At 66.7% G+C, this 26,491-nt stretch carries 30 protein-coding genes, 1 tRNA gene and 1 riboswitch; of the genes, 17 read left to right on the top strand and 14 right to left on the bottom strand.

What is annotated here, in order from left to right:
• The first annotated feature begins 10 nt into the window (after positions 1-10).
• The 7 genes from J7024_RS09200 to J7024_RS09230 are packed head-to-tail and all read left to right on the top strand — an operon-like array spanning position 11 to position 8,089.
• Complete coding sequence (locus tag J7024_RS09200) at positions 11-1,042, top strand: hypothetical protein (RefSeq protein ID WP_175762512.1); 1,032 nt, start codon at positions 11-13, stop codon at positions 1,040-1,042.
• On the top strand, positions 1,039-1,794 hold the full coding sequence (locus tag J7024_RS09205) for a hypothetical protein (protein WP_175750713.1): 756 nt from the start codon (positions 1,039-1,041) through the stop codon (positions 1,792-1,794). Before J7024_RS09200 ends, J7024_RS09205 begins: the two co-directional genes overlap by 4 nt.
• Complete coding sequence (locus tag J7024_RS09210) at positions 1,791-2,954, top strand: hypothetical protein (protein ID WP_124830859.1); 1,164 nt, start codon at positions 1,791-1,793, stop codon at positions 2,952-2,954. The genes J7024_RS09205 and J7024_RS09210 overlap by 4 nt, the downstream gene beginning before the upstream one ends.
• On the top strand, positions 2,951-3,574 hold the full coding sequence (locus tag J7024_RS09215) for a phosphatase PAP2 family protein (protein WP_124830848.1): 624 nt from the start codon (positions 2,951-2,953) through the stop codon (positions 3,572-3,574). Before J7024_RS09210 ends, J7024_RS09215 begins: the two co-directional genes overlap by 4 nt.
• Positions 3,562-4,536 (top strand): fatty acid desaturase family protein, encoded by a 975-nt coding sequence (locus J7024_RS09220; RefSeq protein ID WP_124830849.1) that lies wholly within the window; start codon positions 3,562-3,564, stop codon positions 4,534-4,536. Before J7024_RS09215 ends, J7024_RS09220 begins: the two co-directional genes overlap by 13 nt.
• Positions 4,533-5,672 (top strand): YncE family protein, encoded by a 1,140-nt coding sequence (locus J7024_RS09225; protein WP_175750712.1) that lies wholly within the window; start codon positions 4,533-4,535, stop codon positions 5,670-5,672. Before J7024_RS09220 ends, J7024_RS09225 begins: the two co-directional genes overlap by 4 nt.
• Before the next feature lie 35 nt (positions 5,673-5,707).
• Positions 5,708-8,089 (top strand): hypothetical protein, encoded by a 2,382-nt coding sequence (locus J7024_RS09230; RefSeq protein ID WP_175787808.1) that lies wholly within the window; start codon positions 5,708-5,710, stop codon positions 8,087-8,089.
• A gap of 204 nt (positions 8,090-8,293) precedes the next feature.
• Here J7024_RS09230 and J7024_RS09235 read toward each other — a convergent pair.
• The 9 genes from J7024_RS09235 to J7024_RS09275 form a co-directional block, all read right to left on the bottom strand.
• A tRNA-Lys gene (locus J7024_RS09235) sits at positions 8,294-8,370 on the bottom strand.
• A 113-nt stretch (positions 8,371-8,483) separates the two neighbouring features.
• A complete protein-coding gene (gene ybgF / locus J7024_RS09240; protein ID WP_098549643.1) occupies positions 8,484-9,233 on the bottom strand; it encodes a tol-pal system protein YbgF in 750 nt (249 codons plus the stop codon).
• A 19-nt stretch (positions 9,234-9,252) separates the two neighbouring features.
• Complete coding sequence (pal, locus tag J7024_RS09245; RefSeq protein ID WP_096504964.1) at positions 9,253-9,765, bottom strand: peptidoglycan-associated lipoprotein Pal; 513 nt, start codon at positions 9,763-9,765, stop codon at positions 9,253-9,255.
• A 17-nt stretch (positions 9,766-9,782) separates the two neighbouring features.
• A complete protein-coding gene (gene tolB, locus J7024_RS09250) occupies positions 9,783-11,078 on the bottom strand; it encodes a Tol-Pal system beta propeller repeat protein TolB (RefSeq protein WP_124830852.1) in 1,296 nt (431 codons plus the stop codon).
• 109 nt (positions 11,079-11,187) lie between these two features.
• Positions 11,188-12,267: a cell envelope integrity protein TolA gene (gene tolA, locus J7024_RS09255; protein WP_124830853.1), complete on the bottom strand. Its 1,080-nt coding sequence runs from the start codon at positions 12,265-12,267 to the stop codon at positions 11,188-11,190.
• Positions 12,264-12,713 (bottom strand): protein TolR, encoded by a 450-nt coding sequence (gene tolR / locus J7024_RS09260; RefSeq protein ID WP_124830854.1) that lies wholly within the window; start codon positions 12,711-12,713, stop codon positions 12,264-12,266. Before tolR ends, tolA begins: the two co-directional genes overlap by 4 nt.
• Positions 12,714-12,723: 10 nt before the next feature.
• The gene (tolQ, locus tag J7024_RS09265; RefSeq protein ID WP_021157170.1) at positions 12,724-13,401 is read right to left on the bottom strand and encodes a protein TolQ; all 678 of its coding nucleotides are present in this window, start codon (positions 13,399-13,401) and stop codon (positions 12,724-12,726) included.
• 130 nt (positions 13,402-13,531) lie between these two features.
• A complete protein-coding gene (ybgC, locus tag J7024_RS09270; protein WP_124830855.1) occupies positions 13,532-14,017 on the bottom strand; it encodes a tol-pal system-associated acyl-CoA thioesterase in 486 nt (161 codons plus the stop codon).
• Positions 14,018-14,125: 108 nt separating this feature from the next.
• Positions 14,126-14,872, bottom strand: coding sequence for an SDR family oxidoreductase (locus tag J7024_RS09275; protein ID WP_124830856.1), 747 nt, complete (start codon positions 14,870-14,872; stop codon positions 14,126-14,128).
• A gap of 180 nt (positions 14,873-15,052) precedes the next feature.
• A riboswitch (ZMP/ZTP riboswitch) is annotated at positions 15,053-15,153 on the top strand.
• 137 nt (positions 15,154-15,290) lie between these two features.
• Here J7024_RS09275 and glyA point away from each other — a divergent pair.
• The 7 genes from glyA to J7024_RS09310 all read left to right on the top strand — a co-directional run bounded on the left by glyA (position 15,291) and on the right by J7024_RS09310 (position 20,091).
• Positions 15,291-16,538 carry a serine hydroxymethyltransferase gene (gene glyA / locus J7024_RS09280; RefSeq protein WP_199568622.1) on the top strand — a complete coding sequence of 416 codons (1,248 nt, stop codon included), beginning with the start codon at positions 15,291-15,293 and terminating at the stop codon, positions 16,536-16,538.
• Positions 16,539-16,544: 6 nt separating this feature from the next.
• Positions 16,545-17,024 carry a transcriptional regulator NrdR gene (gene nrdR, locus J7024_RS09285; RefSeq protein WP_006760615.1) on the top strand — a complete coding sequence of 160 codons (480 nt, stop codon included), beginning with the start codon at positions 16,545-16,547 and terminating at the stop codon, positions 17,022-17,024.
• Positions 17,025-17,177: 153 nt separating this feature from the next.
• The gene (locus tag J7024_RS09290; protein WP_124830265.1) at positions 17,178-17,744 is read left to right on the top strand and encodes a GspH/FimT family pseudopilin; all 567 of its coding nucleotides are present in this window, start codon (positions 17,178-17,180) and stop codon (positions 17,742-17,744) included.
• Positions 17,745-17,752: 8 nt separating this feature from the next.
• The gene (locus J7024_RS09295) at positions 17,753-18,163 is read left to right on the top strand and encodes a hypothetical protein (RefSeq protein WP_124830262.1); all 411 of its coding nucleotides are present in this window, start codon (positions 17,753-17,755) and stop codon (positions 18,161-18,163) included.
• Positions 18,153-18,986, top strand: a complete 834-nt coding sequence (locus J7024_RS09300) for a PilW family protein (RefSeq protein WP_234744997.1) — start codon at positions 18,153-18,155, stop codon at positions 18,984-18,986. Before J7024_RS09295 ends, J7024_RS09300 begins: the two co-directional genes overlap by 11 nt.
• A 194-nt stretch (positions 18,987-19,180) precedes the next feature.
• On the top strand, positions 19,181-19,642 hold the full coding sequence (locus J7024_RS09305) for a pilus assembly PilX family protein (RefSeq protein ID WP_124830264.1): 462 nt from the start codon (positions 19,181-19,183) through the stop codon (positions 19,640-19,642).
• The gene (locus tag J7024_RS09310; RefSeq protein ID WP_124830260.1) at positions 19,639-20,091 is read left to right on the top strand and encodes a type IV pilin protein; all 453 of its coding nucleotides are present in this window, start codon (positions 19,639-19,641) and stop codon (positions 20,089-20,091) included. Before J7024_RS09305 ends, J7024_RS09310 begins: the two co-directional genes overlap by 4 nt.
• Positions 20,092-20,145: 54 nt before the next feature.
• Here the strand turns inward: J7024_RS09310 and J7024_RS09315 are convergent, their stop codons facing one another.
• The 3 genes from J7024_RS09315 to J7024_RS09325 all read right to left on the bottom strand — a co-directional run bounded on the left by J7024_RS09315 (position 20,146) and on the right by J7024_RS09325 (position 21,451).
• On the bottom strand, positions 20,146-20,589 hold the full coding sequence (locus J7024_RS09315) for a DUF3318 domain-containing protein (protein ID WP_124830259.1): 444 nt from the start codon (positions 20,587-20,589) through the stop codon (positions 20,146-20,148).
• A 43-nt stretch (positions 20,590-20,632) separates the two neighbouring features.
• Complete coding sequence (locus J7024_RS09320; RefSeq protein ID WP_124830258.1) at positions 20,633-21,022, bottom strand: phage holin family protein; 390 nt, start codon at positions 21,020-21,022, stop codon at positions 20,633-20,635.
• Between the two features lie 126 nt (positions 21,023-21,148).
• Entirely contained in the window at positions 21,149-21,451 is a 303-nt protein-coding gene (locus tag J7024_RS09325; RefSeq protein WP_098552685.1) for a DUF883 family protein, read from the bottom strand.
• A gap of 317 nt (positions 21,452-21,768) precedes the next feature.
• Between J7024_RS09325 and J7024_RS09330 the strand changes: the two genes are divergently transcribed.
• The gene (locus J7024_RS09330) at positions 21,769-22,407 is read left to right on the top strand and encodes a peroxiredoxin (RefSeq protein WP_096504941.1); all 639 of its coding nucleotides are present in this window, start codon (positions 21,769-21,771) and stop codon (positions 22,405-22,407) included.
• Positions 22,408-22,550: 143 nt separating this feature from the next.
• On the opposite strand, the gene J7024_RS09335 is transcribed toward J7024_RS09330, so the two are convergent.
• Positions 22,551-23,738 carry an acyl-CoA dehydrogenase gene (locus J7024_RS09335; protein ID WP_124830257.1) on the bottom strand — a complete coding sequence of 396 codons (1,188 nt, stop codon included), beginning with the start codon at positions 23,736-23,738 and terminating at the stop codon, positions 22,551-22,553.
• Between the two features lie 221 nt (positions 23,739-23,959).
• On the opposite strand from J7024_RS09335, the gene J7024_RS09340 reads away from it, so the two are divergent.
• Both J7024_RS09340 and J7024_RS09345 read left to right on the top strand, forming a co-directional pair.
• Entirely contained in the window at positions 23,960-24,751 is a 792-nt protein-coding gene (locus tag J7024_RS09340; RefSeq protein WP_175751289.1) for an IclR family transcriptional regulator, read from the top strand.
• A gap of 103 nt (positions 24,752-24,854) precedes the next feature.
• Positions 24,855-25,265 (top strand): GFA family protein, encoded by a 411-nt coding sequence (locus J7024_RS09345; protein WP_175751288.1) that lies wholly within the window; start codon positions 24,855-24,857, stop codon positions 25,263-25,265.
• 202 nt (positions 25,266-25,467) lie between these two features.
• Here J7024_RS09345 and J7024_RS09350 read toward each other — a convergent pair whose 3' ends face one another.
• Positions 25,468-26,271: an EAL domain-containing protein gene (locus J7024_RS09350; protein WP_124830254.1), complete on the bottom strand. Its 804-nt coding sequence runs from the start codon at positions 26,269-26,271 to the stop codon at positions 25,468-25,470.
• Positions 26,272-26,491 lie beyond the last annotated feature (220 nt).

The following is a 26,491-nucleotide window of genomic DNA, read 5'->3' on the forward strand; positions in this document are numbered from 1 at the left end:
CCAGACGACCATGTCCTCATTCGCTACCCGTGTTGCCTGCCTCGCCCTGTTTGCCGCCAGCGCCGCCGCTCATGCCGCGCCGGTCGATCATGCGGGGCGCGGGATCTATCACTTCGCGTCGCAAAGCGGCTGCCCGTTCGCGAGTGCGGCGGCGACGGACTGCAATCGCGTCGCGCTCGATGCGCCGGACGTTCATGCGAGCGTCGATACCGATACGCATACGATCGTCTTTTCGAGCGACGCGGCGCGCCGCACGAAGGACGTGCTCGGCGACGTGCTTTTGCAGGGCACGGGCGTCGACGGCGACGGCCAGCGCGTGCCGCTGAGCGTGCACGTGCTGTTGCGTCGCGTCGGCGCGAAATGGGACCGCGACGTGTACGTTCATGCGCCGGTGCACGGCAAGTTCACCGACGTCCGGATCGATCCATATCGCGTACGCGTGAAGGAGGGCGGCGGCGAGCGCGACGTGCTCACGCCGGACGAGACGAGCGCGCTGTTCGCGCATCCGTCGTTCGCGTCGCGGCTCGCGCAGCATCTCGTGAAGGTGCGCGCGACCGATCCGAAGCAGCCGGCCGACGACGACATCACGATCGCGCTCGGCGTCGGCAAGCTGACCAAGTCGGTCGCGCGCGCGAGCTTCACGTCGAACGGGCCACGCGACGGCGACATCGCCGGCGCGCTCGCATCCGGTACCTGGGCGATCCGCTTCGATATCCTGAGCGACCACATCCCGGTGTGGGTGGCGCAGCGCGAACTGTTCCTGTTTGGCCTCGACGGCAGCCCGCTCGTGAAGACGCTGCGCGAGCGCGGCTTCGCGAAGAACGACCGGATCGAACTCGGCGCGCGCGACGGCAACGGCTACCTGCGCGTGAACGGCCACGAGGAGGCATTCGCCGGAGCCGCCGCATCCGCGCATGTGTTCCTGCAGGAAAGCTTCGTCGGCCTGATTCTGGGCTGGCATCGCGATCCGGCCGCGGCGTCCGCTGCGGCGTCGGCCGTCGCGCCGAAGGTCGCGCGTTCCGCGCCGGGCATGCCGGCATGACGCGGGCAGGCGAACTGCCGGTGTCGCCGCACGCCGCGCCCGGCGAAGGCTTCGAGTGTCTCGAGCAGCGCGTGCCGCGCGGCGCCGCGCGCATGCGCGCGTATCTCGTCGACCGGATCAAGCGTGCGGCGATCCGGCGGCTGCATCGCAGCGTGCACGGCGAGCGCTGGATCCTGCGCATGTACCTGATCGGCGAAGAGGCGACCGAGTGCGCGCTGCATGACGAACGGATCGGACAGCCGCCGGACTGGCTCGCGCTGCGGCTCGAGCAGCATCTCGCGGACGAGCGCCGCCACGCGGCCGCGTTCGCCGACGCACTGCGCATGCGTGGCGTGACGGCCGCGGCGGGCCCGCGCGAACCGGACTGGGTGACCCGGCGCAAGATCATCCGGTGGCGCCGGCTCGGGCGGCGCTATGCGCCGCGCTTCGCGCAAGGCGTGCTCGTGCCGACCTACGCGACGGGCCTGTGTGCCGAGCAGATGGCGATGCGGGTGCTCGCGCGCCACTGCGCGGCGCTCGGCGAAGCGCATGCGCTGCATCCGCTCTTCGCTCGGGTGCTGGCCGACGAGGCACGGCATGTGCGACTCTGCGCGGATACGCTGCGCCGCCTCGTCGCGCCGTCCGAGGTCGTGCATCTCGCGGCGCTGCTCGACGAGATCCGCACGATCGAGGCCGGATTCAGCGTGACGGGCGCGCTGGCGATGTACGCGGCCGGATGGATTCAGTCATGGCGACCGGGGGCACGCGCATGATGTTGCGCATCGTCTATCTCGCGACCGCCGATGCGCGCGGTCATCTGATGCGTGCGCAACTGCTCGTGCATGCGTTGCGCGCGGCCGGTGCACAGGTCGACGTGCTGACGACGTCCGACGCAGGGCAGGCCTTCCTGTCCGCGTTCGGCATCGAGGCCGCCGTGCTGTCGCGTCACTATGCGGTGCAGTTCGACACGCGGCAGAACATGCTGCGCGATGCGACGGATCGCAACGTCGCGCACTACGTATTCAGGCCGACGCGGATGCTGCGCGACATCGCGCGGCTGCACGCGATCGTCCGCGACGCCGATCTCGTGATCAACGATTCATTTCATCCGGCGCTGCTGTTCATGGGCGCGGTGCCCGGCTGGCGCGGCCGCATCGTGCACGTCTATGGCGGCAGCCTGCGCGGCGCGCTGACCGCGAACTTCAACGGACGACTGCCGCGCGTGCTGGCGCGCGCATTCTCCCGGATCGTCGACTGGCAGATCGATTCGGCGCTGTGTTGCATCGAGCACGACTTCGCGTGCGACGCGACCGATGACGTGCAGGGTTCGCGCACGCGCTACCGGTTGCCGACACCGGTGCCGGTCGTCGGCGAATGGCCTGCATCGGAGCCGGCCGCCGCGGCCGTGTACCTGAATCCGCACTTCAGCGACGTCGCGCTGGCCGATGCGCTGTCGGCGGGACTGCACGACGCGGGGCTGGCCGCGCACCGGGTCGGTGAAGGCTATGCCGCGCATGACGGCTGGACCGGCGTCGACGCGGACTGGCCGACGCGCGCCGCGCATGCGCCGTTGATCGTTTCGGCGCCGGGGATGGCGGCGCTGTCGATCGCGCGCGTCTATCGCAGGCCGATCCTGCTCGTGTTGACCGATCAGCCCGAGCAGGCGAGCAACGCCGCGCGGGCCGCCCGGTTGCAGCTCGTGCATCGCGTCGTCACGTGGTGCGGCGACGCCGCTGCGTTCCGGCAGGACATCGCGCACGCGGCGAGCGCGCTGATGCGCGATGCCGGCACGCGTGCCGCAACGGCCGAAGGTCGCGAGCATGCGCGCTCGCGGGTGGACGGATGGACGTCGCGCATCCTCGCGTTGCGGCCGAATGCACGGCACGCCGACGCCGATGTCGACACGCAACGCGAGGCGCCGGCATCGCGATGAACAGCCTGTCGTCCATCGATCGCCGGCCCGATCTGCGGCAGATGCTGGCCGCGGCATTCGGGATGGCCGCGGGGCTTGCCGTCTTCATCCTGCTCGAGCGTGGCGTCACGCCGCGCTACGTGTTCGCCACCGAGCTCGATGAGCGGATTCCGTTCATCGCGTGGTCGTGGTTCGTCTACGTCGGCTTCTTTCCGTTCGTGATTGCGCTTGCCGCCTATGCGCGGCCGCCGGCGTTCGTCGCGTTCAGGGACGCGGTGCTGATCGCCTTCGTCGCGGGGATCGTCTGCTTCCTGCTGTTTCCCGAAGCGGTGCCGAGGCCCGACGTCGCGGAGATCGGCAATGCGTTCGTGCGCCACCGACTCGCACGGATGTGGCGGCTCGATCTCGCGGCCAACGGCTTTCCGAGCCTGCATGTCGCCGTCACGTGTCTTGCGTGCCGCATGCTGACGGAGCGCCGCCGCGGCATGCCGATCGCGATCGGCGTGCTGATCTGCGCGTCGACACTGACGCTCAAGCAGCATACGGTCGCCGACGTGCTGGGCGGCGTGGCGCTCGCGATGGGCAGTGCGATGTGGGTCGAGCGGCGCTCGGTGCGCGGGAGGCTCGCATGGCGCAAGTGAATCCGCATGCCGGGTCGAACGCCGCGCTCTCGCGCTTCGTGCCCGACGCCGCGTTGTTCCGCGTGAAGCCGTCGCGCGTCTGCGCGGCGCTCGCGGGCGACTGGATGCTGATCGCCGCGGCGTTCGCGGCGGCGATCGCGTTTGCGCACCCGCTCGTGTACGTGTGCGCCGCGATCGTGATCGCGCGCAGCCAGCTCGCGCTCGCGGTGATGATGCACGAAGGCGCGCACGGGCTGCTCGCGCGAAACCCGCGCGTCAACGACATGCTGGGCCAGTCGTTCGCCGCCGGCCCGCTGTGGCTGTCGTTGCGCACGTATCGCGCCGGTCATCTGAAACATCATCGTGCGCCGATGCAGGCGGACGATCCGGTCGCGCTGCTGTTCGGCGTTCACGACTATCCGGTGTCGCGTGTGCGGCTGGCCGGCCGCCTGCTCGCTTACGCGTGCGGGATCGGCTACGTGACGAGCGTCGTGAAGCTTGCGCGCGGTGCGTTTGCCCATGCGTTGCCGAAGGTCCGCAAGTCGCGCGCGTATGCGGCGTGGGAGCTTGCGTCGATGCTCGCCGCGAACGGCGTGCTGTTCGCCGCGCTCGCGACGGCCGGACATCCGTTGCTGTACCTCGGCTTGTGGATCGTGCCGTCGGTCACGCTGCTGCCGCTCGCCGGGCAGGTGCGTGCGATCTTCGAACATGCGGGATTGCCGGCTTGCGCGGATCAAAGCCGCAACGCGCGCACGATCGGCCGGCGTTCGTGGCAGACGTTCCTGTTCGGCCCGCACGCGATTCATTTCCACATCGAACACCATCTGTTCATGCGGATGCCGTTCCATAACCTGCCGGCCGTGCATCGGCAACTCGTGCAGCGGCAGTTGCTGCCCGGCGGCAACCTGTATGCAGGATACGGGGCGGTGCTGCGCGACGTGAGCGTGCACACGGTCCCTGCCTTCGAGGAATCAAGAGAGTGAGAGTCGATTTCAAGTCGCGTGTCCTGCATCGCGCGGTGATTGCCGTGACCCTGGCGATGCTGGCCGCGGACGTCGTCGCGCAGACGGAGCCGGCGAAGGCCGATGCGCCCGCTGCCGTTGCGGTCGGCAAGAGTCCCGCCGGCATCGCGTTCGGGCCGGGCGGCAAGTATCTGTACGTGACCAGCAACGGCGACAACACCGTCGCCGTGATCGACGTCGCGGCGGGGCAGCGCGTGCGCGACTTCGGCGATCCGCCGGCGAAGGCGCCCAATGATGGTTGTCCGGACAACTTCTGTCGCGGAACGGGGGCAACGGGTATTGCGATCGCGGCCGACGAGCGCCATGCATACGTCAGTTCGATGCGCGCGGATTCGCTGGCGCGGCTCGATCTCGACAGCGGTCACGTGGATGGCGTCGCGAAGGTGCAACGCTTTCCGCAGGCCGTGGCCGTGTCGCCCGACGGCACGCGCGCGTATGTGCTGAACGTCGTCGCCAATTCGGTTTCGGTTGTCGATCTCGACACGTTCCGCACGCTCGGCAAGCCGATTGCGCTAGGCGGCGGGAACGCCGGCAACCAGCCGTTCGGGCGGCCCGCGGCGCTGGTCCTGTCTCGCGACGGGCAGCGCCTGTTCGTGACGAACGGTGTGGCAAGCAGCATCGACGCATTCGACACGCAGACGCGCGCACAGGTCGGCACGATTCCCGATGCGGATGCCTACGACCTGGCCGTCGAGCGCGGCTCCGGCGATCTGGTCGCGTTGTTTCGCGACGGTATCGCGGCCTACGACGCGAACACGCTACGTCCGCGCCAGGCGGCGCAGTATTGCCGCGGGCTGACGAGCTACAACTTCGCGCTCAGCCCGGACGGCCGCGCGGTGGCGTTCAGCCTGCCGCAGGAGAACACGGTGCTGGTCGCCGACCGCGCGACGGGCATGCTGCGCGCGGCGTATCACAGCGGCGAATGGCCGCTCGCGCTGGCCTTCAGTCCGGACGGCAACCGGCTCGCAGTGCTCAATGCAAGCCAGTCCGGCAGCGTGTCGCTGTTCGACGTGCACGAGGCCGGCACGCTGAGCGACTACGTCGCCGCCAGCGGCGAGCTGTTTTGCCGGCCGGCCGCGGAGGGGACGTCGCAGTGAAGAAGGCAAATCGTTCGGCAACTGGCAGGAACGGCATGGGGAAGGGGAACACGATGATCTGGAACGCGAACGGTATCGGCATGCGCATCGCAACGTGCGCAGCCGCGACCGTGCTGCTCGGTGCGTGCGGCAGTTTTCCGCCGGCGGGCGGGCCGTCGCTCGAATGGGTGGCCGGCACGCCGGGCTCGGAAGGCAATCTCGACGGTAGCGGTACGGCGGCACGCTTCGCCGGCAGCCTGAGACTGCATGCGGACCGCGACGGTGGCGTGCTGGTGGTGGACACGTACGCGTCGACCGTGCGACACATCGATGCGCAGGGCCATGTGACCACGCTCGCCGGCAGGAGCGGCGTGCGCGCGTATCAGGACGGTGCGTCGTCCGCCGCGCGCTTCGACCAGCCGGGCGATGCCGTGCGCGCGCCGGACGGCACCGTCTATGTGGCCGATACCGGCAATTCGCTGGTGCGTGCGATCCGGCCGGACGGTACCGTCGCGACGGTCGCCGGCGTGCCGGGCAAATCGGGCGATGCCGACGGTCCGCGCGGGGTCGGCCAGCTCAACCAGCCGGACATGATCGCGCTGGACGGACAGGGCCGATTGTGGACGCTCTCGCGGTATTCCGACCATCTGCGAATCGTCGGCACCGACGGTTCGGTCGTGACCTGGACGCCGCAGTCCGACGGCGATTGCGCGCTGTCGGGGATTCGCGCGATCGCGGCGAGCCCGACCGGCGAGATCTGGGTGACCGATGGCAAGACGTTCGGCCACGTGACGCCGACCGGCTATGTGGCGTTGCCCGCGTGCAGGACCGGTGGTGCACCGGACGGCATCGATACGGCGAGCGGCGCGGCGGCGGCTGCGGCGGCTGCCGTGGCCGAGGCAGCGGCGGCGGCGACGCGCGTGCCGCCCGAGCCCGGCCCGGTGGCCGCACTGGCCGGAGCCGTGCCGTTCATCGGCTCGGCTCCGGCCGCCGGGACCGACAAGCAACCCGACGCGAGCGATACGCAGGACGATCCTGGCTACATCGCGCTCGCGTTCGACGGCGCCGGGCGGATGATTGCCGCAAGCGCACGTTCGATCGTGACCCTCGGCGCCGACGGCAAGCCGACCGCGACGGTGCGTGTCGCATCGCCGGCGTTGCACCGCGGACGCTCGGACGATCGCGATCTGACGTCGCTCGCGATCGACGGCTCGGGGCGTCGGCTGGTGACGACGGGCAGCGGCGAGGTCGTGCTGCGGGCGGAGCCGGACGGACGGCTGCTCGCCTATGCGGGCACGAGCAACCGCAGCGACGCGTCGCTGGTGGCCGACTCGAAGTTCGTGCCGTTGCCGGGATCGGTCGATGACGATTTCGCGGTCGCCGCCGATGGCACGATCTATTACGTCGACCGGCTCGACGACGCGATCTACCGGATTGCGCCGGACGGCAAGGGCGAGCTGTGGGCCGGCGCACCGGACGAGAAAGGGCGTGCCGACGGGCCGCGTTCGAGCGCGCGCTTCCGTTATCCGTCTGGGCTTGCGCTGGATGCGTTGGGCAATCTCTACGTGGCGGACAGCGGCAATGCACTGATCCGCCGCATCGATCCGCAGGGCAACGTGCAGACGGTGAGCGGCAAGCTCAGCGACGAGACGCGGATCGACGGCCCGTTCGCGCAAGCGACGTACTGGCGGCCACGCTATCTGCGCTTCGATCATGACGGCCGGTTGTACGTGCTCGACGACAGTCCGTACATCGGCAGGCGCGGCGCCCGTATCCGACGGCTCGATTTCTCGACGGGAACGGTCACGACCGTTGCGCGCGATGAACAGCAGTACAAGATTCCGCGTGAAGAGGTCGAACGTTTCGTCACGAGCCGCCGGATGCCGGGCAGCTACGAGGATCTTGCGATCGGCCCGCAAGGACAGCTCTTCGTGCTGAGTCGCGATGTGATCTGGCAGATCGATCCCGCGACCGGCGAACACCGGATCCACTTCCTGCCGGGGCCGTGGCCGGCCGCGGAACATGCGTACTACGGTGCGCTCGCGAAAGCGGAGTCGCGCGACGAAAAGGATCGGCTGACGAACAACCTGATCAGTTGCGACTGGACATGGTGCATGCCGGATCGCATTGCGGCCGATGCGAGCGGCAACGTGTACGTGAGCGACAGCGGCAACCATACCGTGCTGCGGATCGATCCGACGGGCGACGCGGCGGTAATCGCGGGGCAACTCGGCTCGCGCGGCAATCGTGCCGGTACGTTGCCGGGTTCGTTGAACCGGCCGGCGGGGATGGTCGTCACGCCGCGGGGCGATTTGTACGTCGAAGTCGGGGACGAGGGGATCATGCGGTTGCACGCGCCGGCAGCGGCGGCGGGGCAGGTGCCGGTTGCGGCGGCGACGTCGGAGAAGGCAGAGGAGGTCAACGTGCGACAGCCGTGACGGACAGGGCGATCGACGCTTGCGGGCGCATGATGCCGCGCTGGCGAGCAGCGTCGCCCTGACAGCCTGCGTGTGGCGTCGATTCGCGTACGGTGTGCTTCTTTCAGGGAGCCCATTGCGGTCACGGAACGGATGTCCTGACTCAAAAGCAACAGACGCAAAAAAGCCTCCGCGAGGGAGGCTTTTTGCACTATCGAAGATAGTTGGTAGGGTGGGAGGGACTCGAACCCTCGACTCTCTGATTAAAAGTCAGATACTCTAACCAACTGAGTTACCACCCCACGTTCTTGAAACTTGTTCTGTTGGTTCGTTGCTTCTGCAACTGGGCAAGCGACCCAAAGAGCAAAAGATTATAGCGACGGGTTATTGGGCTGTCAACAACCCGTCGCGATAATTATTTGATGCTTTCGAGCTTGCCCTGCGCCGTCTGCGCAGCGTTCGACCCGGCGTACTGCGATACGACCTGCTCGTACGTCTTCTTCGCGGCCGCCTTCTGGCCTTGTTCGAGCTGGTTCGTGCCGATTGCGACGAGGGCGTCGGCCGCGCGCGGATGCTGCGGATACTTGCTCACGATCGCTTGCCACGTTGCCGTGGAGCCGCGATAGTCGCGCAGCGCGTATTGCGCATTGCCGAGCCAGTATTGCGCGGTCGGCTGGTACGGGCTCTGCGGATACTTCGCGATGAAGCTGCGGAACGACGCAGCCGCCGCCTTGAAGTTACCGTTGCGGAACTGCTGTTGCGCCGCGCTGAGCGCATCCGTTTCACCCGGCTGCACGGTGCCCTCGACGCCATCGATCGTCGCCTGTTGCGGCTCGAACTTCTTGAGCCGCGTGTCGAGATCCTGGTAGTACTCCTTCTGCTGCCGTTCGAGCGTCGTCAGCCGGTTCGTCAGATCCTCGTTCTCGCCGCGCAGCGTCGCGACCTGCTGGTTCAGCTGGTCGAGACGGCCGGATTGATCGAGGATCGTACGCTGGGCTGCAGACAACTGGCTCGCCAGGTTGTCGCTCTTGGTGCGCAGATCGAGCACGGCGCGGCGCGCCTCGTTGTCGTCGAACATGCCGGCGTGCGCGGGCGCGGCCGACCACGCCGCGCCAACGACGCAGAATGCTGCGGCAGTGCGCAGCCAGGATACACGGTGCGTCATACGGCGATTCTTCCGTTACTTACTGTTGGTAGACGAGGTCGGCGCGACGGTTCTGCGCCCACGATGCTTCGTCGTGACCCGTTGCTTGCGGCTTTTCCTTGCCGAGGCTCACGGCTTCCATCTGCGAGTCGTTCACGCCGAGCAGTGCCATCGCGCGGCGAACAGCTTCCGCACGCTTCTGGCCCAGCGCGAGGTTGTACTCGCTCGTGCCGCGTTCGTCGGTGTTGCCCTGGATCAGCACGTGACGCTGCGGGTGGCTCTTCAGGTACTGAGCGTGTTGCTGCAGCAGCGGCTGGTACTCGTCCTTCACCGAATAGCTGTCGAAGTCGAAGTAGATGCTGCGCTTCGCGAGCGGGCTGTTCGGATCGTTCAGCGGATCGACGTTCACTTGTGCGACGTTGTCGGCGCTCGGCTGCGTGCTCATCGCACCCGCGTTGTTGGCCTTGTCGTCGAGCTTCACGCCCGACTTACACGCTGCGAGCGTGCCGATCATCATCACGGCCAGGGCCAGACGAACTTTTTTCGACATCATGGTTACTCTCCTTGTGGTCATTGCATGAAGGGCCCCCACGACGGCTCACGAACGGAGCCGCCCTGGACGGACAGGATCTGCGGCGGCGCGCTGCCGTCGGAAGGCACGGCGGCCAGTACGTTGCGCCCGCCCGACTGGGTGGCGTAGAGGATGTACTGGCCGTTTGCCGCGAAGCTTGGCGATTCGTCGCGATTCGTATTGGTGATGGCGTTCGCCGCGCCCGTTTGCAGATCCTGAACGTACAGCTTGAAGCCCCCGCCCGTGCGGGAGATGTAAGCGAGCAGCTTGCCGTCCGGGCTGATGCGCGGGCTGGTGTTGTAGCTGCCGGTGAAAGTCACGCGTTGCGCGGCGCCGGCGCTTTCGCCTTGCGCGGGCATCCGGTAGATCTGCGGCGCACCGCCGCGATCGCTCGTGAAGTAGATCCAGTGGCCGTCAGGCGAGTAGAACGGCTCGGTGTCGATCGAGCTGCTCTGCGTGAGACGACGCAGCCCGCCGCCGTTCGCGTTGACCGTATAGATTTGCGTATTGCCCGTCAGCGACAGCGCGACCGCGAGCGTGTTGCCGTCCGGCGACCAGGCCGGCGCGCTGTTGTTGCCCTTCTGGTCGGAGACCATGTAGCGGCGGCCGGTCGGCAGGTCGTGGATGTAGACGATCGGCTTCTTGCGCTCGAACGAAACGTACGCGACCTTCGTGCCACTGGGCGACCACGCCGGCGAGATGATCGGCTCCGTGCTCGACAGCGCGATGCGCGCGTTCTGGCCGTCGGAGTCCGAGATCTGCAGTTGGTAGCGGTTGCCCGTCTTGATCACGTACGACAGGCGCGTCGCGAACACGCCACGCACGCCGAGCAGCTTCTGGTAGATGTAGTCGGCGATCTTGTGGCCGGCCGTGCGCAGCGTGCTGTCGTTGGCCGTCAGCGACAGGCCGCCGAGGCTTTGCTGCTTCACGGTGTCGTACAGGATGAAGTTCACCTTGTACTGGCCGTTCGCTTCGCGGTTCACGCTGCCGGCAACGAACGCGTTGGCGCCCTTGGCCTTCCATGCGCCGAGATCGACCGATGCGGTCTCGGGCACGGGCGTGCTGCCCGCGTCGATATTGGTGAATTTGCCGCTGCGGGCGAGGTCGGCGCGGACGATCGACGTGACCTGCTGCGACAGGCCCGCCTCGTTCGCGAAGTTCGCGGTCGCTATGGGGAACTGGGTCGAACCGACGCCGGTGATCAGCACGTTGACCTGCGCATTAGCGGTGCCGCCCGCGGCAATCAGACACGAGGCCACGAGTGCCCTGAAACCTAGCTTCGTCATCAAACTCATGCTTCTTGCTTCCCGTATGACTTGAATCGCTGCGCAACCGCAGAGACAGTAAAAATACCCGATTCGTTCCCGTCCGACAGCGACGCCCGGAGTGTAAGCGCATTTCCGTTCACTCCGCCGCCTTGAAGGTAATCGTAATGTCTGATGGGGTACGACCGTTAGAATCGGGTGGCAACGGGACCGATGCCTGGATCGCATTGACCACGGCTTGATCCCACCCCGAATTTCCGCTCGAACGGCGGATCGAAACGCTCAGCACGTCACCCGATGGCGAGCAGCGGATCGCGACGACGGTCGTCAGGCCGGCGCGCTCGCCGCCCCAGACGATGTTCGGTTTCACGCGGCGACGCACCTTGTCAGGATAGCCGGGCGACGCGGCATTGCCACCGGAACCCGTGCCGGTGCCGCTGTGCGCCAGGCCCTGGCCGCCGCCTTCGCCGGCGCCTGCCATGCCCTGCATCTGCGCAAGGCGTGCATTCCGTTCCTGGTCGAGCTTCGCCTTCGATGCTGCATCGGCCTTCGCGCGGGCAGCTGCTTCGGCCTTCGCCTTGGCTTTGGCCTGTGCCTGGGCTTCCGCCTTCGCCTTCGCGGCCGCATCGGCCTTGGCCTTTGCCGCCTGCTGGGCCTCGAGCTGCGCCTGCTTCTGCTGTTGAAGTTTCTGCTGCTCGAGCTTCTGCTGCTCGAGTTTTTGCTGCTCGACGAGCTGCTGTTGCTTCAGCTTGTCCGCCTGCTTCTGCTTTTCGCGCTCGGCGGCCTTTTGCGCGGCGAGCGCGGCGGCCTGCTGGGCGGCGAGCTGCGCGCGCCGGGCTTCGTCTTCCTGCTGCTTCAGTTGCTGCGCGCGGCGCTGCTGCTGTTCGAGCAGCGCTTCACGCGCGGCCGCTTCCTGCTGCCGCTTCTTCTGCTGCAGTGCGATGTCGGCCTGCTCGTCGCGCACGGGCGGAGCGGGCGGGGCCAACTTCGCGGGCGGCGGCGGCACGGCGGGGCGCGGCGTGGGGACGTCGGGTACCGCGGTCCACAGTTCGGCTTCGGCGCCGGCCGGCGTGCTGTTCTGCCACTGCACGCCGTGATAGAGGAACAGCGCGAGCAGCACGTGCATCAGCGCGGCGAGCGCGAACGCACGCCAGGTTCCGCGCTCGCGAGGGGGCTGAGGCGGGTAGGCGTTGCTGCGCGTGGATTGCTGCCGGTTCATTGCGATTTGACGAGGAGGCCGACGCGCTTGACGCCGCGCGCCTTCAGATCCGACATCACGGTCATCACTGCATCGTACTGCACGGTCTTGTCGGCCGCGATCACGACCGGCTGGTCGGGATGGTCGGCCTGGCGGGACGAGATGAAGCTGTCGAACTCGTCTTTGGTCATCGTGTCTTCCTGCGTCGCGCCCGAGTCGCCCTTGTACTTGACGCTCATCGTGCGGTCGGCCTTGATGTTGACGACGACGGGCGGCGTCTGCTCCTGCGGCGCGGCATTGCCGACGGTCGGCAGATTGATGATCGACGGGGCGACGAGCGGTGCCGTGACCATGAAGATCACGAGCAGCACGAGCATCACGTCGATGTACGGCACGACGTTGATGTCGGCCATCGCACGGCGCCCGCGGCCGCCGCGCATGCTGGATCGAATGGGACTTCCTGCCATGGCGTGCTCCTTACTGGGCCTGACGCTGCAGGATGTTCGAGAACTCTTCGATGAAGGTCTCGAAGCGGATCGCGAGGCGGTCGATGTCGTGCGCGTAGCGGTTGTACGCGACGACTGCCGGAATCGCGGCGAACAGGCCGATCGCGGTGGCGACGAGCGCTTCCGCAATGCCCGGCGCGACGTTCGCGAGCGTGGCCTGCTGCACGTTCGCGAGGCCGCGGAACGAGTTCATGATCCCCCACACCGTGCCGAACAGACCGATGTACGGGCTGACCGAGCCGACCGACGCGAGGAACGCGAGGTTCGCTTCGAGCACATCCATTTCACGCTGGAACGACGCGCGCATCGCGCGACGCGCACCGTCGAGGACGAGGCCCGGATCGCTGATTCGTTTTTCCTTCGCCTTCAGGAACTCTCGCATCCCCGATTCGAAGATCCGCTCGAGCGCGCCGATCGTATGGCGGTTGTTGGCCGCGCTCTGATACAGCGCCTGCAGGTCGCCGCCCGACCAGAAGTCTTTTTCGAAGCGCTCGGTCTGCGCGCGTGCACGGCGGATCGCGAACCACTTGCGGAAGATGAAGGTCCACGACATCAGCGACAGCAGCAGCAGCAGCCCCATCACGGCCTGGGCCAGCACGCTCGCGTTGAGGACGAGGGAAATGATCGACAGGTCTTGAGAAGTGTTCATAGAGGTTTGAGTAACGTCCCTTCGGGGCGCCGGGTATGCGTGCGGCGCGGCGCGCCGGCCAGGCCTGGCGCCGAACCTTGCTTAGTATCGATTCAGGAAGGCAAGTTCATGGGCATTGTCTAAACGGTGCTCATGCGAGCTTCGTTGACAATACGGTCTGCCCGGTGTCGATGACGGGCCCGCGATGCAGCGCGTCGAGTACGACCGGCGGGATCGCCGCGGGCCGGATGCCGGTACGGTCGACGCAGCCGAGGCGGATATGCCCGGCGACGAGCAGCGTGTCTCCACGCCACGCTTCCTGCGTGAATTCCACCGATGCGCGGCCGATGCGTCCGGGCCGGCTCGTGATCGCCAGTGCGTCATCGAGTCGCGCCGGTGCGCGGTAGTCGAGCGACGTGCTGCGGACGATGAAGATCGCGCCGGTGTCGTCGGCGAGCCGACGCTGGTCGATGCCGCACGCACGCAGCCATTCGGTGCGGGCGCGCTCGAAGAATTTCAGGTAGTTGGCATAGAAAACGATGCCGCCTGCATCGGTATCCTCGTAGTACACGCGCACCCGCCAGGTAAAGCCGGGGGGCGCATCCGGGGAGCGGGTAGGCTGAGTCATGGCGCGCATTCTACCGGAAGGGCGGGACCGGATTCGTAACCGATTCGTAACGGAATGTAGTACGCCGTATCACACCGCGGGCCCGCCTCTGGCAGGGCCCGCGGCGCATCCGGCGCGTCAGCCGCGATGGATCGTGAGACCCGCCGGCGCCTGCGCGACCGGCATCATCTCGATCGTGTTGATGTTGACGTGCGCGGGGCGCGTCGCGATCCAGTAGATCGTGTCGGCGATGTCCTCGGCCGTGAGCGGCTGGACGTTCTGGTAGACGTTTGCCGCTTTCGTATCGTCGCCGCGGAAGCGGACGTTCGAGAATTCCGTGCCGCCACAGAGGCCCGGCTCGATGTCGGTTACGCGCAACGGCGTGCCGATCAGGTCGGCGCGCAGGTTCAGGCTGAATTGTCTGACGAAAGCCTTGGTCGCGCCGTAGACGTTCCCGCCCGGATACGGATACATGCCGGCAACCGAGCCGAGATTGAAGATGTGACCGCGACCGCGGGCGATCATGCCGGGCAGCAGCGTGTGCGTGACGGTCACGAGGCCCGAGCAGTTCGTGTCGATCATGGTCTGCCACTCGTCGAGGCTGGCCTTCTGGGCCGGTTCGACGCCGAGCGCGAGACCGGCATTGTTGACCAGCACGTCGAGCGCCGCGAATTCGGCGGGAAGGGCTGCCAGCACGGCTTCGACGGCCGCGCGGTCGCGCACGTCGAGCTCGATCGGCAGCAGTGCGTTGCCGAGTTCTGCCGCGAGTGCATCGAGACGATCCTTGCGGCGCGCGGTTGCGACGACGCGATGGCCGCCCTTGACGAAAGCTCGGGCGATGGCGGCGCCGAAGCCGGCGGACGCGCCTGTGACGAACACGATCATTGCTGCTCCTGGTCGGTAACAAAGTGGCGGATAGTATCCCGCAAGCCTACTGAGATTGCCGCACCGCGGCAAGGCGGCGAAGCGCTCCCGCACGGGTGCGTAGAGTCTGGCCCTTATTATTTCGGGGTGGCTGCCGCGCGGTTGCCTATTCATGACGCATCCAATACACTAACGCGCTCATCATCCCTGCGTGACTGGCGATAGAACCCTTCGGGTTCAAGGTGGAGCATCCCACCGTGAAGCGCGGGGCATCGTTTTTGCCGTTCGCCTGGGCAGCCGTTGTGCGCCGTTGCGTGCATCGCCGGTGGCTGTCTTGCCTCGCGTCATACGGATTCTTCCGCCACGTCGAGCTGGTCCCGCCAGCAGCGCAATGTACTCGGCCGCCCCGGTCAACCTGTACACACTTAACGGAAACCGTATGTTTGACAGAGCCCAAAGCACCATTGCGAACGTCGATCCCGAACTCTTTGCAGCGATCGAGCAGGAAAACCGCCGGCAGGAAGATCACATCGAGCTGATCGCGTCGGAAAACTACACGAGCCCGGCCGTGATGGCCGCGCAGGGCTCGCAGCTCACGAACAAGTACGCGGAAGGTTATCCGGGCAAGCGCTACTACGGCGGCTGCGAGTACGTGGACATCGTCGAGCAACTGGCGATCGATCGCGTGAAGCAGCTGTTCGGCGCGGAAGCCGCGAACGTGCAGCCGAACTCGGGTTCGCAGGCGAACCAGGGCGTGTTTTTCGCGATGCTCAAGCCGGGCGACACGATCATGGGCATGAGCCTCGCGCACGGCGGTCACCTGACGCACGGCTCGCCGGTGAACATGTCGGGCAAGTGGTTCAACGTCGTCAGCTACGGCCTGAACGAAAACGAAGACATCGACTACGAAGCCGCGGAAAAGCTCGCGCAGGAGCACAAGCCGAAGCTGATCGTCGCGGGCGCATCGGCGTTCGCGCTGAAGATCGACTTCGAGCGTCTGGCGAAGATCGCGAAGTCGGTCGGGGCCTACCTGATGGTCGACATGGCGCACTACGCCGGTCTGATCGCAGCGGGCGTGTATCCGAACCCGGTGCCGCACGCGGACTTCGTGACGACCACCACGCACAAGAGCCTGCGCGGCCCGCGCGGCGGCGTGATCCTGATGAAGTCGGAATACGAGAAGCAGATCAATTCGGCAATCTTCCCGGGCATTCAAGGCGGCCCGCTGATGCACGTGATCGCGGCGAAGGCCGTGGCGTTCAAGGAAGCGCTGTCGCCGGAATTCAAGGAATACCAGCAGAAGGTGGTCGAGAACGCACGCGTGCTGGCGGAAACGCTGGTCAAGCGCGGCCTGCGGATCGTGTCGGGCCGCACCGAAAGCCACGTGATGCTGGTGGACCTGCGCGCGAAGAACATCACGGGCAAGGCCGCGGAAGCGGCGCTCGGCGCAGCGCACATCACGGTGAACAAGAACGCGATCCCGAACGATCCGGAAAAGCCGTTCGTCACCAGCGGCATCCGTCTGGGCTCGCCGGCGATGACGACGCGCGGCTTCGGCCCGGCGGAAGCCGAGACGGTCGGCAACCTGATCGCCGACGTGCTCGAGAATCCGGAAGATGCAGCGACGATCGAGCGCGTGCGCGCGCAAGTGGCCGAGCTGACCAAGCGTTTCCCGGTCTATCGCTGATCGACGATGCGCTGCCCGTTCTGCCGGCATGAAGACACGCAGGTCGTCGACTCGCGCGTGTCCGAAGATGGCGCCGCGATTCGTCGGCGCCGTCGCTGCTCGGCTTGCGACAAGCGTTTCACGACGTACGAGCGGGTCGAACTGAACCTGCCCGCCGTCGTGAAGAAGGACGGCAGCCGCACGGAATTCGACCGTCGCAAGATCGTCGCCAGCATGCAACTCGCGCTGCGCAAGCGGCCGGTTGCGGCTGACGCGATCGACGCGGCGGTCGCCCGCATCGAGTATCAACTGCTCGCGACCGGCGAGCGTGAAGTGCGTAGCGAGAAGCTCGGCGAACTCGTGATGAACGAGCTGCGCGGCCTCGATACGATCGCCTATGTCCGTTTCGCATCGGTATATCGCCGGTTCGAGGACGTCTCCGAATTTGCCGACGTGATCGAAGAGTTCCGTCGCGCGTCTCCCTCCAAGCCTCCGCGTAAGCGCTGACGCGCTGCGTTCGTACATCGTCTTCTCCGTGGGTTCGATTCGCGCCGATTGTGTCGGTCGCGATCGCATGTCGCCAGTCGGCCGTTCGGCAAATGGCGTGCGTCCGCACGCGTCGCTACAGTCGTCGCATCACGTTGGCGGAGGGCGATGGCGATGGGACCGCACCGGCAGGGAGTTGTTGGGAGAGGCAGGCGACGCTGCGGCGGGTTCACGCTCGTCGAGCTGATGGTTTCGATCGCGCTCGTGGTCGGGACGGGGCTCTACGCGGCTCCTGCTTTCGATCAGTGGCGCATGCGTGAGCGTGTCGATGCGCGTGCTCGCGCACTGCTTGGTGCGCTGTCGTTCGCGCGCACCGAGGCGACGCGTCTCGGCGTGCGCGTCACGCTGTGCAGGGCCGGGCGCGACGGTGCCTGCATGCGTTCGGGCGAGCGTTGCGGCCCTGCGGAATGGTCGTGCGCGTGGATCGTCAGCGGGCAGTTCGACGGGCAGTCGCGCGTGCTGCGGCGATATCCGCATGATGCGGATATCGCCGTCGCGGGCGCCGCACACGATCTCGCGTTTGCACCGCCTGCCGGTCAGGTGATCGGCGGAATTCGTCGTTTTGAATTGCGTCCGCAGCGTGAGTCGCCGGGAGACGACGCGGCACGCGTGTCGCGGTGTATCAGGATAGCGGCGGGCGGTCGCGCGCGCGTCGTCGCCGGCCGGTGCAGCGCGGCATGAGGTGTGGCATGAAGCGCGTGCGCAAATCGGCGCGCGGCACGTCGCTGCTCGAAGCGGTGCTGGCCGTTGCGCTGCTCGCGGTCGTGATGCTGGCGGTGGCCGGCAGCCAGCTCGCGATGGCGCGTGCGCAGCGGGCGACGATCTGGCGTGAGCGCGCGCTGTGGCTCGCCGATGCACGGATCGAGCGCCTGTACGTCGCAGCAACGGCCGACGATGGTGTCGGGGCGCTCGTGGCCGCATCGTTGCCGGGCGGCACGATGACGCTCGATCGCGGCACGGGCGACGTACGGTACGCGATCGTCGGCTGGCGCGACGCCGACGCGGCGGCGTCGACGCGATGCGAAGCGGAGGGGGTAGCGACAAAGCCGCCGTCGTGCGTGCGGATTCCGTTTCGGGGGGGCGACGCCGATGAACGCTGATCGCCGCATCCGCGCGCATACGTTGCTCGAAGTGCTGGTCGCGATGACCGTCGGTCTGCTCGTGCTTGCCGCAGCCGGCGCGTTGTATCACACACAGCGCGTCGCACAGCGGCGGGCCGAGGACGGCTTCCGGATGCGCGATGCCGCGGCGACCGCGCTGACGTTGATCGGCCAGCAGCTCCATATGGCCGGCTTTCGCCCGCTCGATGTCGAAGCGGCGCCATCGTTGCCGCCGGTATTCGGTTGTTCGGCGGCGCGTGTGCGAGGCGATGGCGCGCAGGTACGGTGCGAGGCCGTGCGTGCATCGTCGGACGCGATGCTGATCCGGTATGTCGGCGACACCGTGTCGACGTGGCCGACGATCGGCGCCCAGGTATCGGATTGTCTCGGGCAGGGTGTCGGCACGGCCGGTGAGCGGCCGCTCGTGGAAAACCGTTTCGACGCGCACGTGAGTGCGTCGACGGGCGAGCCGGAGCTGTACTGCGAAGGGAACGGGCGCCCGGGCACGCCGCAACCCGTCGTGGCCGGGATCGATCAGTTGCGCCTGCGCTACCTGCGTCACGCAGACGCGCAGTTCGTGAACGCCGATACGATGCCAGCCGGAGGCTGGCACGAAGTCGTCGCCGTGCATGTGTGCGTGCGGGCACGCGGCGAACCGATGCGCGAATCGATGAGCCATGTCGATTGCGACGGTCGCACGGTCGCTGCGCAGGACGGTCGCGCGCGTCTCGTGCTACATCGGATCGTCGCGTTGCGAAATGCCGCGTTCGCGACGGCCGAGCGCGACCGTGACGCAACGCGAGCCTACGAGACGTTCCGATGATCCGTGCAAACAAGTACGTGAACGAACCGGCGATGCGACGCACGGCAGGGCATGTCCGCGAAAGCACAATGGCGGCTGGCGGCACGCAATGCGTGATGGACGGCACCTGCATGAGCCGAGGCGAATGGCTTACACGCTGTCGATCGGCAAACCGGGCCCGGCGCCGCGATGCCGGCCTCGCATTACCCGCCGTGATCGCGGTCGGTGCGGCGGTCGCGGCGCTGACCGGTACCTGGTTCGAATCCGCGCTGACGGAGTCGCGCCGCGCGCGTGCGTTGTCGGATCGGCTGATCGCCTTCCACGCTGCCGATGCGGCGTTGACTGCCTGCACCGCGCGATTGCTCCGCGGTGCCGCGCCGTACCTCGACGAAGCCGCATCGCACACCGAGCCGGACGCGTGGCGGCGCGCGCCAGCGCTCGGCGTCGCCGACGCGTTCGCACCGTTCGCTTCGTGGCCGATGGCCGCACAGCCGCCACGATGCCTGATCGAGGCATGGCGTGGAGCAGGCCCGACGGGGAGTCGCGCATTCCTCGTCACCGCGCGTGGCGTCGGCGGCCATGCATGGAGCGTGGTCTGGCTGCAAAGCCAGGTCGCGCTGCGTGACGGCCGTATCGTTGCCGCGCGCTGGCGTCGCGTCGCGGCGATGCATCAATGAAAGGGTGCACGTTCATGCGGCCACCGGCGGCATTCACGCTGGTCGAACTGATGATCGTGCTGGCGATCGTCGCCGTGCTGGCCGGATGGGGTATCCCGTCGTATCGCGAGCACGTCGCGCGCGTGCATCGCGCATCCGCGGTTGCTGCGCTGTATCGAGCGGCTCAATATCTCGAGACGCTCGATGGCATGCCTCCGCAGGCGTTGCCGGATGCACTGGCACACGCGCCGCCGGACGGGCATCCGGTCTATCGTGTGACACTCCGCCGTCCGGGCGACGACGATGCTTCGGTGGTCTACGAACTCGTCGCGAGCCCGCTCGACACCGGCCCGATGCGCGACGACCGATGCGGCGCATTCACGCTGCGCTCGGACGGGGCGAAAGGGAATGCAGGATCGAATGACGGCAGTGCCGACGGACAGGATGGGGCATGCTGGGGCGTACGCTGAACGCGCACCGCAGACGCGCGACGGCACATGCGCATGTGCGCCTGTCGTCGCGTGTCAGTCGTCGTTCACGGCGCTTCCGCGCTCGTCGCGCGACTGCTTCCAGATCCGGTAGACCTCCCATGCGGCGAAGCCGACGGTACCCCACTTCAACGCGGGGCCGGCGCTCGCGCGCAGCAGCGAGCGCACGGGTTTCGCGAGCACGAGCGATGCGAGCGAACTCAGCATCGGATACTGGTTGACGAGTTGGCCCAGGCTCGCGTTCAGGTTCTTGGCGGACTGGCTGAACTTGTTGGTCGACAGGCCGGGCACGAATACCTTGAGCCAGCTGAAGCGCGTGACGGCGTGGCGCATTTCGGCGGCGGCTTCGGCAAGCTCGAGCCGCTCGACCTCGGAGCGCAGGATCAGCAACTCCTTGCGCAGCGCGCGATGCTGCGATGCGCTCCAGTTCGATCGCGACGAATGGGAGCGGGGTGAATTGCCCGTAACGTTCTGGCTCATGGCGCGTCGGCGAAGTAGGTGAGAGGGACGAACGCGGGTGCGTTCACGGCTTGCCGCGGAACATGTCGCGGTCTTTCTCGAGTTCGTGCAGCGTCGCCTCGAACACGGTCGGCGCATCGCGCAGGCCGGAGCGCGCCTTCAGCGCACAGGCGATGCCGCCGACGGCGTACACCGCGGTGATCGCGGCAAGCGACTGCCAGCGATAGGTGTCCCAGAACGCGATCGCGATGAGCACCGTGAGGCTGATGAGCGCCATCGTTGCGAGCATCATGGCCGCCAGCCCGAGGAACAGTACGCCCATCAGGCGCTCCTTTTCCTCGGCGAGCTCGATGCCCACCAGTTCGAGACGTGTTTGCAGAAGGCCGATCGCGGAGCCGACGAGGCGGCGCAGCGGCCCCTGGCCGGACGGCTGCGGGTTGGTGTCTGTCGTCATGGATGAGGCGCTTGCGCGCGCAGTGAGCGGCTAAGTCAAAGCCGGCCGGTGACGAACCACCGGCCTGGCTCCAGCACCCATGTGCCGCCGCGGGGCGGCGCATGGGGCGGAACGGCATCGAGCGCGTTACTTGCGGTTGATCAGCAGACCGACCAGCACGCCGACGCCAGCGGCGATGCTGATCGACGTCCACGGATGCTCGTGCACGTAATCGTCGGTCGCGCGTGCGGCCTTCTTGCCTTTTTCGACCACCACAACCTGAACGTCGGTTGCCTTTTCCTTGGCCTGCTTCAGGCGCGACATGGCTTTCTCGCGCAGCTCGGCCGCACGGTCGCCCGTGCTGCTCGCCGCTTGCTTGAGCAGGTCTTCGGCGTCCGCGAGAACGGTTTTGATATCCGACATCAGTTTCTCCTTGTTGATTTCCGACATTGCAACTCCCTTCATGCTGTCATGCTGCAGGTTCACATCGTAGCGAAACGCCTGCTTGCTGGCGAGCCGGGAAGACGCACGACGGCAGTGCCAGCCCACATGGTAAACGACTCGTAATCATCAACAGAGCCGCAAACGACGTGAAAAGTTTCCCTTGCCGCTGTCCGTCCCGTTCCACGACCGGTCAAAAATGACAAAAAAGTATGAATATCAAACGGAATAATCGTTCGCATGTCCCATTGCTTCCCGTAAGCTGATGGACTGTCCCGCGCCGACAGCGCGCGGTTTCAACCAGCATCGTTCGAGGAGGGAACATCATGAGTCTGCGTCTTGGCGACATCGCACCGGATTTCGAGCAGGAATCGAGCCTGGGCCCGATCAAGTTTCACGAGTGGCTGGGCGACGGCTGGGGCGTTCTGTTCTCCCACCCGGCCGATTACACGCCGGTGTGCACGACCGAGCTCGGGCTGACGGCGAAGCTGAAGGGCGAATTCGAGAAACGCAACGTGAAGGTGATCGCGCTGTCGGTGGACGGCGTCGAGTCGCACAAGGGCTGGATCAACGACATCAACGAAACGCAGTCGACGGTCGTCGGCTTCCCGATCATTGCCGATGCGGACCGCAAGGTTTCGCAACTGTACGACATGATCCACCCGAACGCGAACGAAACGCTGACGGTGCGCTCGCTGTTCGTGATCGATCCGAACAAGAAGGTGCGGCTCATCATCACGTATCCGGCCAGCACCGGTCGCAACTTCGACGAAGTGCTGCGCGTGATCGATTCGCTGCAACTGACCGACAATTACAAGGTCGCGACGCCCGGCAACTGGAAGGACGGCGACGACGTCGTGATCGTGCCGTCGCTGCAGGATCCGGAGGAACTGAAGAAGCGTTTCCCGAAGGGCTTCAACGCAGTGCGTCCGTATCTGCGCCTCACGCCGCAGCCGAACAAGTAAGCATTCGCCGCCGCATCGGCGGCGCGTGACACGCGCGAGCGCCGATGAAAACGGCCCGCCCGGCAGCGAAGCCGGGCGGGCCGTGTCTTTTCGGCATAGGCGGCGCCGGCGGGGTGGTGTGCCGGCGTGACGCGCACAATCGATCAGAAGAATGCCTGGATGCCGGTCTGTGCGCGGCCGAGGATCAGCGCGTGGATGTCGTGCGTGCCTTCGTACGTGTTGACCACTTCGAGGTTCACGAGGTGACGTGCGACCCCGAACTCGTCCGAGATGCCGTTGCCGCCGAGCATGTCGCGTGCGAGTCGCGCGATGTCGAGCGCCTTGCCGCACGAGTTGCGCTTCATGATCGACGTAATCTCGACGGCCGCGGTGCCGTCGTCCTTCATCCGGCCGAGACGCAGCACGCCTTGCAGGCCAAGTGTGATTTCGGTCTGCATGTCGGCGAGCTTCTTCTGGATCAGCTGGTTCGCGGCGAGCGGCCGGCCGAACTGTTTGCGATCGAGCACGTACTGGCGCGCGGTGTGCCAGCACGACTCGGCCGCGCCGAGCGCGCCCCACGCGATCCCGTAGCGCGCCGAGTTCAGGCACGTGAACGGGCCGCGCAGGCCGCTCACGTTCGGCATCAGGTTTTCTTCGGGCACGAACACTTCGTCGAGGACGATTTCGCCGGTGATCGACGCACGCAGCCCGACCTTGCCGTGGATCGCGGGCGCCGACAGGCCCTTCCAGCCCTTCTCGAGAATGAAGCCGCGGATCGCGTCCTTGCCGTTTTCTTCGAGCTTGGCCCACACGACGAACACGTCGGCGATCGGCGAGTTCGTGATCCACATCTTCGCGCCGGACAGCGAGTAGCCGCCGGGCACCTTTTTCGCGCGCGTGACCATGCTGCCCGGGTCGGAGCCGTGGTTCGGCTCGGTCAGCCCGAAGCAGCCGATCCATTCACCGGTCGCGAGCTTTGGCAGGTATTTCTGTTTTTGGGCGTCCGAGCCGAATTCGAAGATCGGCACCATCACGAGCGACGACTGCACGGACATCATCGAGCGGTAGCCGGAGTCGACGCGCTCGACTTCGCGCGCGATCAACCCGTAGCTCACGTAATTGAGGCCCGGGCCGCCGTATTCCTCGGGAATCGTCGGGCCGAGCAGGCCGACTTCGCCCATCTCGCGGAAGATTTCGGCGTCGGTGCGTTCATGGCGGAACGCCTCGGTGACGCGCGGCGCGAGCTTGTCCTGCGCGTATGCGTGCGCGGCATCGCGCACCATCCGCTCTTCTTCGGTCAGTTGCTGGTCGAGCAGCAGCGGATCGTCCCAATGAAAAGTTGCAGTACTCATCGTGTCATCTCCTGTCGGCCAGAGTTGGCGCTTTAGCGCTTACTCTGGCCCCATGCTTCGCGGTCGGCCAGAGTCGGCGTTTCAGCGCTTACTCCGATCCCGTGCTTTGCGGTCGGTCCCGGGGTGGCGCTTCGCCGCCTGGCCCCATCTCTAAAGTTTGCTTGACTATAGTTCCGCTGTGCGGAACAATGTTTTGCAAATCGAACCCAGTGTAGCATCAGATGACGCTTTCAACCATCGACGAAACCATGATCGACGAGCGCAAGTTCGTCGTGGCACTCGCGCGCGGGCTCGACCTGCTGCGCGCATTCCGGCCCGGCGAGACGATGCTCGGCAACCGCGACTTCGCGGAGCGCACGGGGCTGCCGAAGGCGACCGTGAACCGGCTCGCCTATACGCTGACCGTGCTCGGCTACCTGCGCTACGACGAAACGCTCGGAAAGTATGCGCTCGACGCCGGCGTGCTGTCGCTCGGCTACGCACTGCTGTCCGGCTCGGGGACGATCGATCTTGCGCGGCCGCACATGCAGGCGCTCGCTCGCGAAATCGGCGCGGCCGTGTCGCTGGGTTGTCGCGACGGGCTCGACATGATCTACCTGGAGACGATCCGCAGCGAAACGGCGCTCACGCTCGGGCTCGCGCCCGGTTCGCGGCTGTCGATGCTGACGAGCTCGATGGGCCGCGCGTACCTGGCCGTGCAACCGGAAGACGTGCGTCGCGCGCTCTATGCGGATCTGCACCGGGCGGCCGGCGGCGCGGCCGGCGCCGATGCGCTCGTCGCGGCCGCGCAGCAAGCGGTGGCGGAGTTCTCCGAAGGCGGGTGCTGCTATTCGTTCCGGGCTTGGCACATGGACGTGAATGCGGCGGCCGTACCGTTTCGCGAACCGCGCGAAGGGCGCTGGCTCATCCTCAGCTGCAGCGGGCCCGCATCGTCGATGGACGAGAACGTGTTCCGCACGCAGGTGGGGCCGAAGCTGAAGGCGCTCGCGCAGCGGCTCGGTCCGACTGCCTGAGCCGCGGCGAGCCGCGAAAACGGCGGAGGGTGCCGGCGCGGGTTGAATCGCGTGCGAACCGCGCTCATCATCGTTCGTCCGCATCCCGACGACGAGGTTCGCGATGTCCCACACCGAGACGATGGAAGGCGGTTGCGCATGCGGTGCGATCCGCTACCGGATCGCATGCATTCCGGACGACGCCGGCTTCTGCCATTGCCGGCTTTGCCAGCGCACCACCGGCGCGGCGGTCGTTGCATCGGCGTCGGTGCCGATCGATGCATTCGAATACCTGCAGGGCGAGCCGACGGTCTATGCGTCGAGCGGGTGGGGCGAGCGGCGCTTCTGCGGGCGCTGCGGCGCGCAGCTCGAATACCGGCTGGCCGATGCGCCGAAAACCGTCGAAATCAATTACGCGACGCTCGACGAGCCGTCGCGGCTGCGTCCGGCGTGGCATGTCTGGTACGGGGATCGTTTCCCGGGCATCGAAATCGACGACGATCTGCCGAAATACGACGATGGCGGAAGCGACTAGCGAGCGGTCGTCCGACGCCCGCGAGCGGGCATCGGAGCGCACACGCGCTCAACGTGCGTTCGCCGCTTCCGCTCAATGGCCAACGCTCAACAGCCAACGAACCGGCCGGCCGCGAGCCGCGAGCCACGACGCGCACCGACACCCCGATCGGCGCCGCGAGCCGGCAGTTGCTCCACGCACGCGCGCCTGCCACTCCCCGTAATCAGGCCGTGACGACCTTTGCGAACACCGGCCCCTGCATGAACCGCACGTCGTGCTGGCGCAGCAGTTCGCACTGCGTCTCGTCGACGACGCCGTCGAAAATCAGCGGAATCCGCACGCGCTGCGCATAGGCGACGAGTGCCTTGACCATCCCGTCGCGCAACGCAATGCCTGCATCCATCTTGATGTAGTCGGGCCGCGCCATCTCCGATTCGACCGCGAGGATCCGGCCCGGGTCGGGCAGTTTGTCCGCCACCTTGAAGCCGTGATGCTGGTAGCTGCGCGTGAGATACCCGAGGAAGGTCTTGTGTGCGACCGCGACCGCCGGCAGCTCGATCACGATCCGCTCGGTCGGCAGCCCGAAGCGCTGCAGCACCGACGAGAAATGCTTGCCGTGGTCGTACTTCACGCTCTTGAGCAGCCGCTCGTGCACGCGCAGGAACAACAGCCCGTGGCGCTGCGCGCCGAAGAAGTTGATGGCGTGCAGCGCGCGCGACAGCCGGTCGATCGCGACCAGCGTCTGGTCGTCGACGGCCGAGTCGACCGGGTCGTGCGGCGCACCCGTGACCAGCGTGACGGCCTGGAAACCGAGTTCGTCGCCGTAGCGCTCGATCGCGTCGGCGAACGACGTCGACTGCGGCGCGCCGGGCATCGTCACGTCGTAGATCGGCTCATAGGCGCTTGCGAGCGTGCGCTCGGGCAGATTCGCGCACGCGGTGCCGCCGTCGGCAAGCGCGAGGTGTTCCCGTAGGTAAGGCAGTTGCCCGGCACGGGCGACCAACTCGGGGATGGTGGGCGGAATCATCAGCGTGAGAAGGAAAAATGGCGGCCGAAAGGGGCCGCCTCACAACTCGATATTAGCAGCGCGCGCCCCGCTCGGCTTGGCGTTTCACTCATATCGTTATCCCATCCCCGGACCGATGACTAGGGTTTACGTCGATTTCACTATTCGTAATTGGTTTTACTATTCGTAAATCCAGAATTTGACGCCGATCAGGAAACGCGGCGTTCGGGCGCCCCGGAAT

The organism is Burkholderia sp. WTPI3, from assembly GCF_021483755.1.
In the GTDB taxonomy this organism is placed as follows: Bacteria; Pseudomonadota; Gammaproteobacteria; order Burkholderiales; family Burkholderiaceae; genus Burkholderia.

What these genes read in the sequence shown, in the direction of transcription:
- J7024_RS09200 (WP_175762512.1), top strand. Translation starts at nt 11, where the DNA reads ATGTCCTCATTCGCTACCCGTGTTGCCTGCCTCGCCCTGTTTGCCGCC.
- J7024_RS09205 (WP_175750713.1), top strand. Translation starts at nt 1,039, where the DNA reads ATGACGCGGGCAGGCGAACTGCCGGTGTCGCCGCACGCCGCGCCCGGC.
- J7024_RS09210 (WP_124830859.1), top strand. Translation starts at nt 1,791, where the DNA reads ATGATGTTGCGCATCGTCTATCTCGCGACCGCCGATGCGCGCGGTCAT.
- J7024_RS09215 (WP_124830848.1), top strand. Translation starts at nt 2,951, where the DNA reads ATGAACAGCCTGTCGTCCATCGATCGCCGGCCCGATCTGCGGCAGATG.
- J7024_RS09220 (WP_124830849.1), top strand. Translation starts at nt 3,562, where the DNA reads ATGGCGCAAGTGAATCCGCATGCCGGGTCGAACGCCGCGCTCTCGCGC.
- J7024_RS09230 (WP_175787808.1), top strand. Translation starts at nt 5,708, where the DNA reads ATGGGGAAGGGGAACACGATGATCTGGAACGCGAACGGTATCGGCATG.
- ybgF (WP_098549643.1), bottom strand. Translation starts at nt 9,233, where the DNA reads ATGACGCACCGTGTATCCTGGCTGCGCACTGCCGCAGCATTCTGCGTC.
- pal (WP_096504964.1), bottom strand. Translation starts at nt 9,765, where the DNA reads ATGATGTCGAAAAAAGTTCGTCTGGCCCTGGCCGTGATGATGATCGGC.
- tolB (WP_124830852.1), bottom strand. Translation starts at nt 11,078, where the DNA reads ATGAGTTTGATGACGAAGCTAGGTTTCAGGGCACTCGTGGCCTCGTGT.
- tolA (WP_124830853.1), bottom strand. Translation starts at nt 12,267, where the DNA reads ATGAACCGGCAGCAATCCACGCGCAGCAACGCCTACCCGCCTCAGCCC.
- tolR (WP_124830854.1), bottom strand. Translation starts at nt 12,713, where the DNA reads ATGGCAGGAAGTCCCATTCGATCCAGCATGCGCGGCGGCCGCGGGCGC.
- tolQ (WP_021157170.1), bottom strand. Translation starts at nt 13,401, where the DNA reads ATGAACACTTCTCAAGACCTGTCGATCATTTCCCTCGTCCTCAACGCG.
- ybgC (WP_124830855.1), bottom strand. Translation starts at nt 14,017, where the DNA reads ATGCGCGCCATGACTCAGCCTACCCGCTCCCCGGATGCGCCCCCCGGC.
- J7024_RS09275 (WP_124830856.1), bottom strand. Translation starts at nt 14,872, where the DNA reads ATGATCGTGTTCGTCACAGGCGCGTCCGCCGGCTTCGGCGCCGCCATC.
- glyA (WP_199568622.1), top strand. Translation starts at nt 15,291, where the DNA reads ATGTTTGACAGAGCCCAAAGCACCATTGCGAACGTCGATCCCGAACTC.
- nrdR (WP_006760615.1), top strand. Translation starts at nt 16,545, where the DNA reads ATGCGCTGCCCGTTCTGCCGGCATGAAGACACGCAGGTCGTCGACTCG.
- J7024_RS09290 (WP_124830265.1), top strand. Translation starts at nt 17,178, where the DNA reads ATGGGACCGCACCGGCAGGGAGTTGTTGGGAGAGGCAGGCGACGCTGC.
- J7024_RS09295 (WP_124830262.1), top strand. Translation starts at nt 17,753, where the DNA reads ATGAAGCGCGTGCGCAAATCGGCGCGCGGCACGTCGCTGCTCGAAGCG.
- J7024_RS09300 (WP_234744997.1), top strand. Translation starts at nt 18,153, where the DNA reads ATGAACGCTGATCGCCGCATCCGCGCGCATACGTTGCTCGAAGTGCTG.
- J7024_RS09310 (WP_124830260.1), top strand. Translation starts at nt 19,639, where the DNA reads ATGAAAGGGTGCACGTTCATGCGGCCACCGGCGGCATTCACGCTGGTC.
- J7024_RS09315 (WP_124830259.1), bottom strand. Translation starts at nt 20,589, where the DNA reads ATGAGCCAGAACGTTACGGGCAATTCACCCCGCTCCCATTCGTCGCGA.
- J7024_RS09320 (WP_124830258.1), bottom strand. Translation starts at nt 21,022, where the DNA reads ATGACGACAGACACCAACCCGCAGCCGTCCGGCCAGGGGCCGCTGCGC.
- J7024_RS09325 (WP_098552685.1), bottom strand. Translation starts at nt 21,451, where the DNA reads ATGTCGGAAATCAACAAGGAGAAACTGATGTCGGATATCAAAACCGTT.
- J7024_RS09330 (WP_096504941.1), top strand. Translation starts at nt 21,769, where the DNA reads ATGAGTCTGCGTCTTGGCGACATCGCACCGGATTTCGAGCAGGAATCG.
- J7024_RS09335 (WP_124830257.1), bottom strand. Translation starts at nt 23,738, where the DNA reads ATGAGTACTGCAACTTTTCATTGGGACGATCCGCTGCTGCTCGACCAG.
- J7024_RS09340 (WP_175751289.1), top strand. Translation starts at nt 23,960, where the DNA reads ATGACGCTTTCAACCATCGACGAAACCATGATCGACGAGCGCAAGTTC.
- J7024_RS09345 (WP_175751288.1), top strand. Translation starts at nt 24,855, where the DNA reads ATGTCCCACACCGAGACGATGGAAGGCGGTTGCGCATGCGGTGCGATC.
- J7024_RS09350 (WP_124830254.1), bottom strand. Translation starts at nt 26,271, where the DNA reads ATGATTCCGCCCACCATCCCCGAGTTGGTCGCCCGTGCCGGGCAACTG.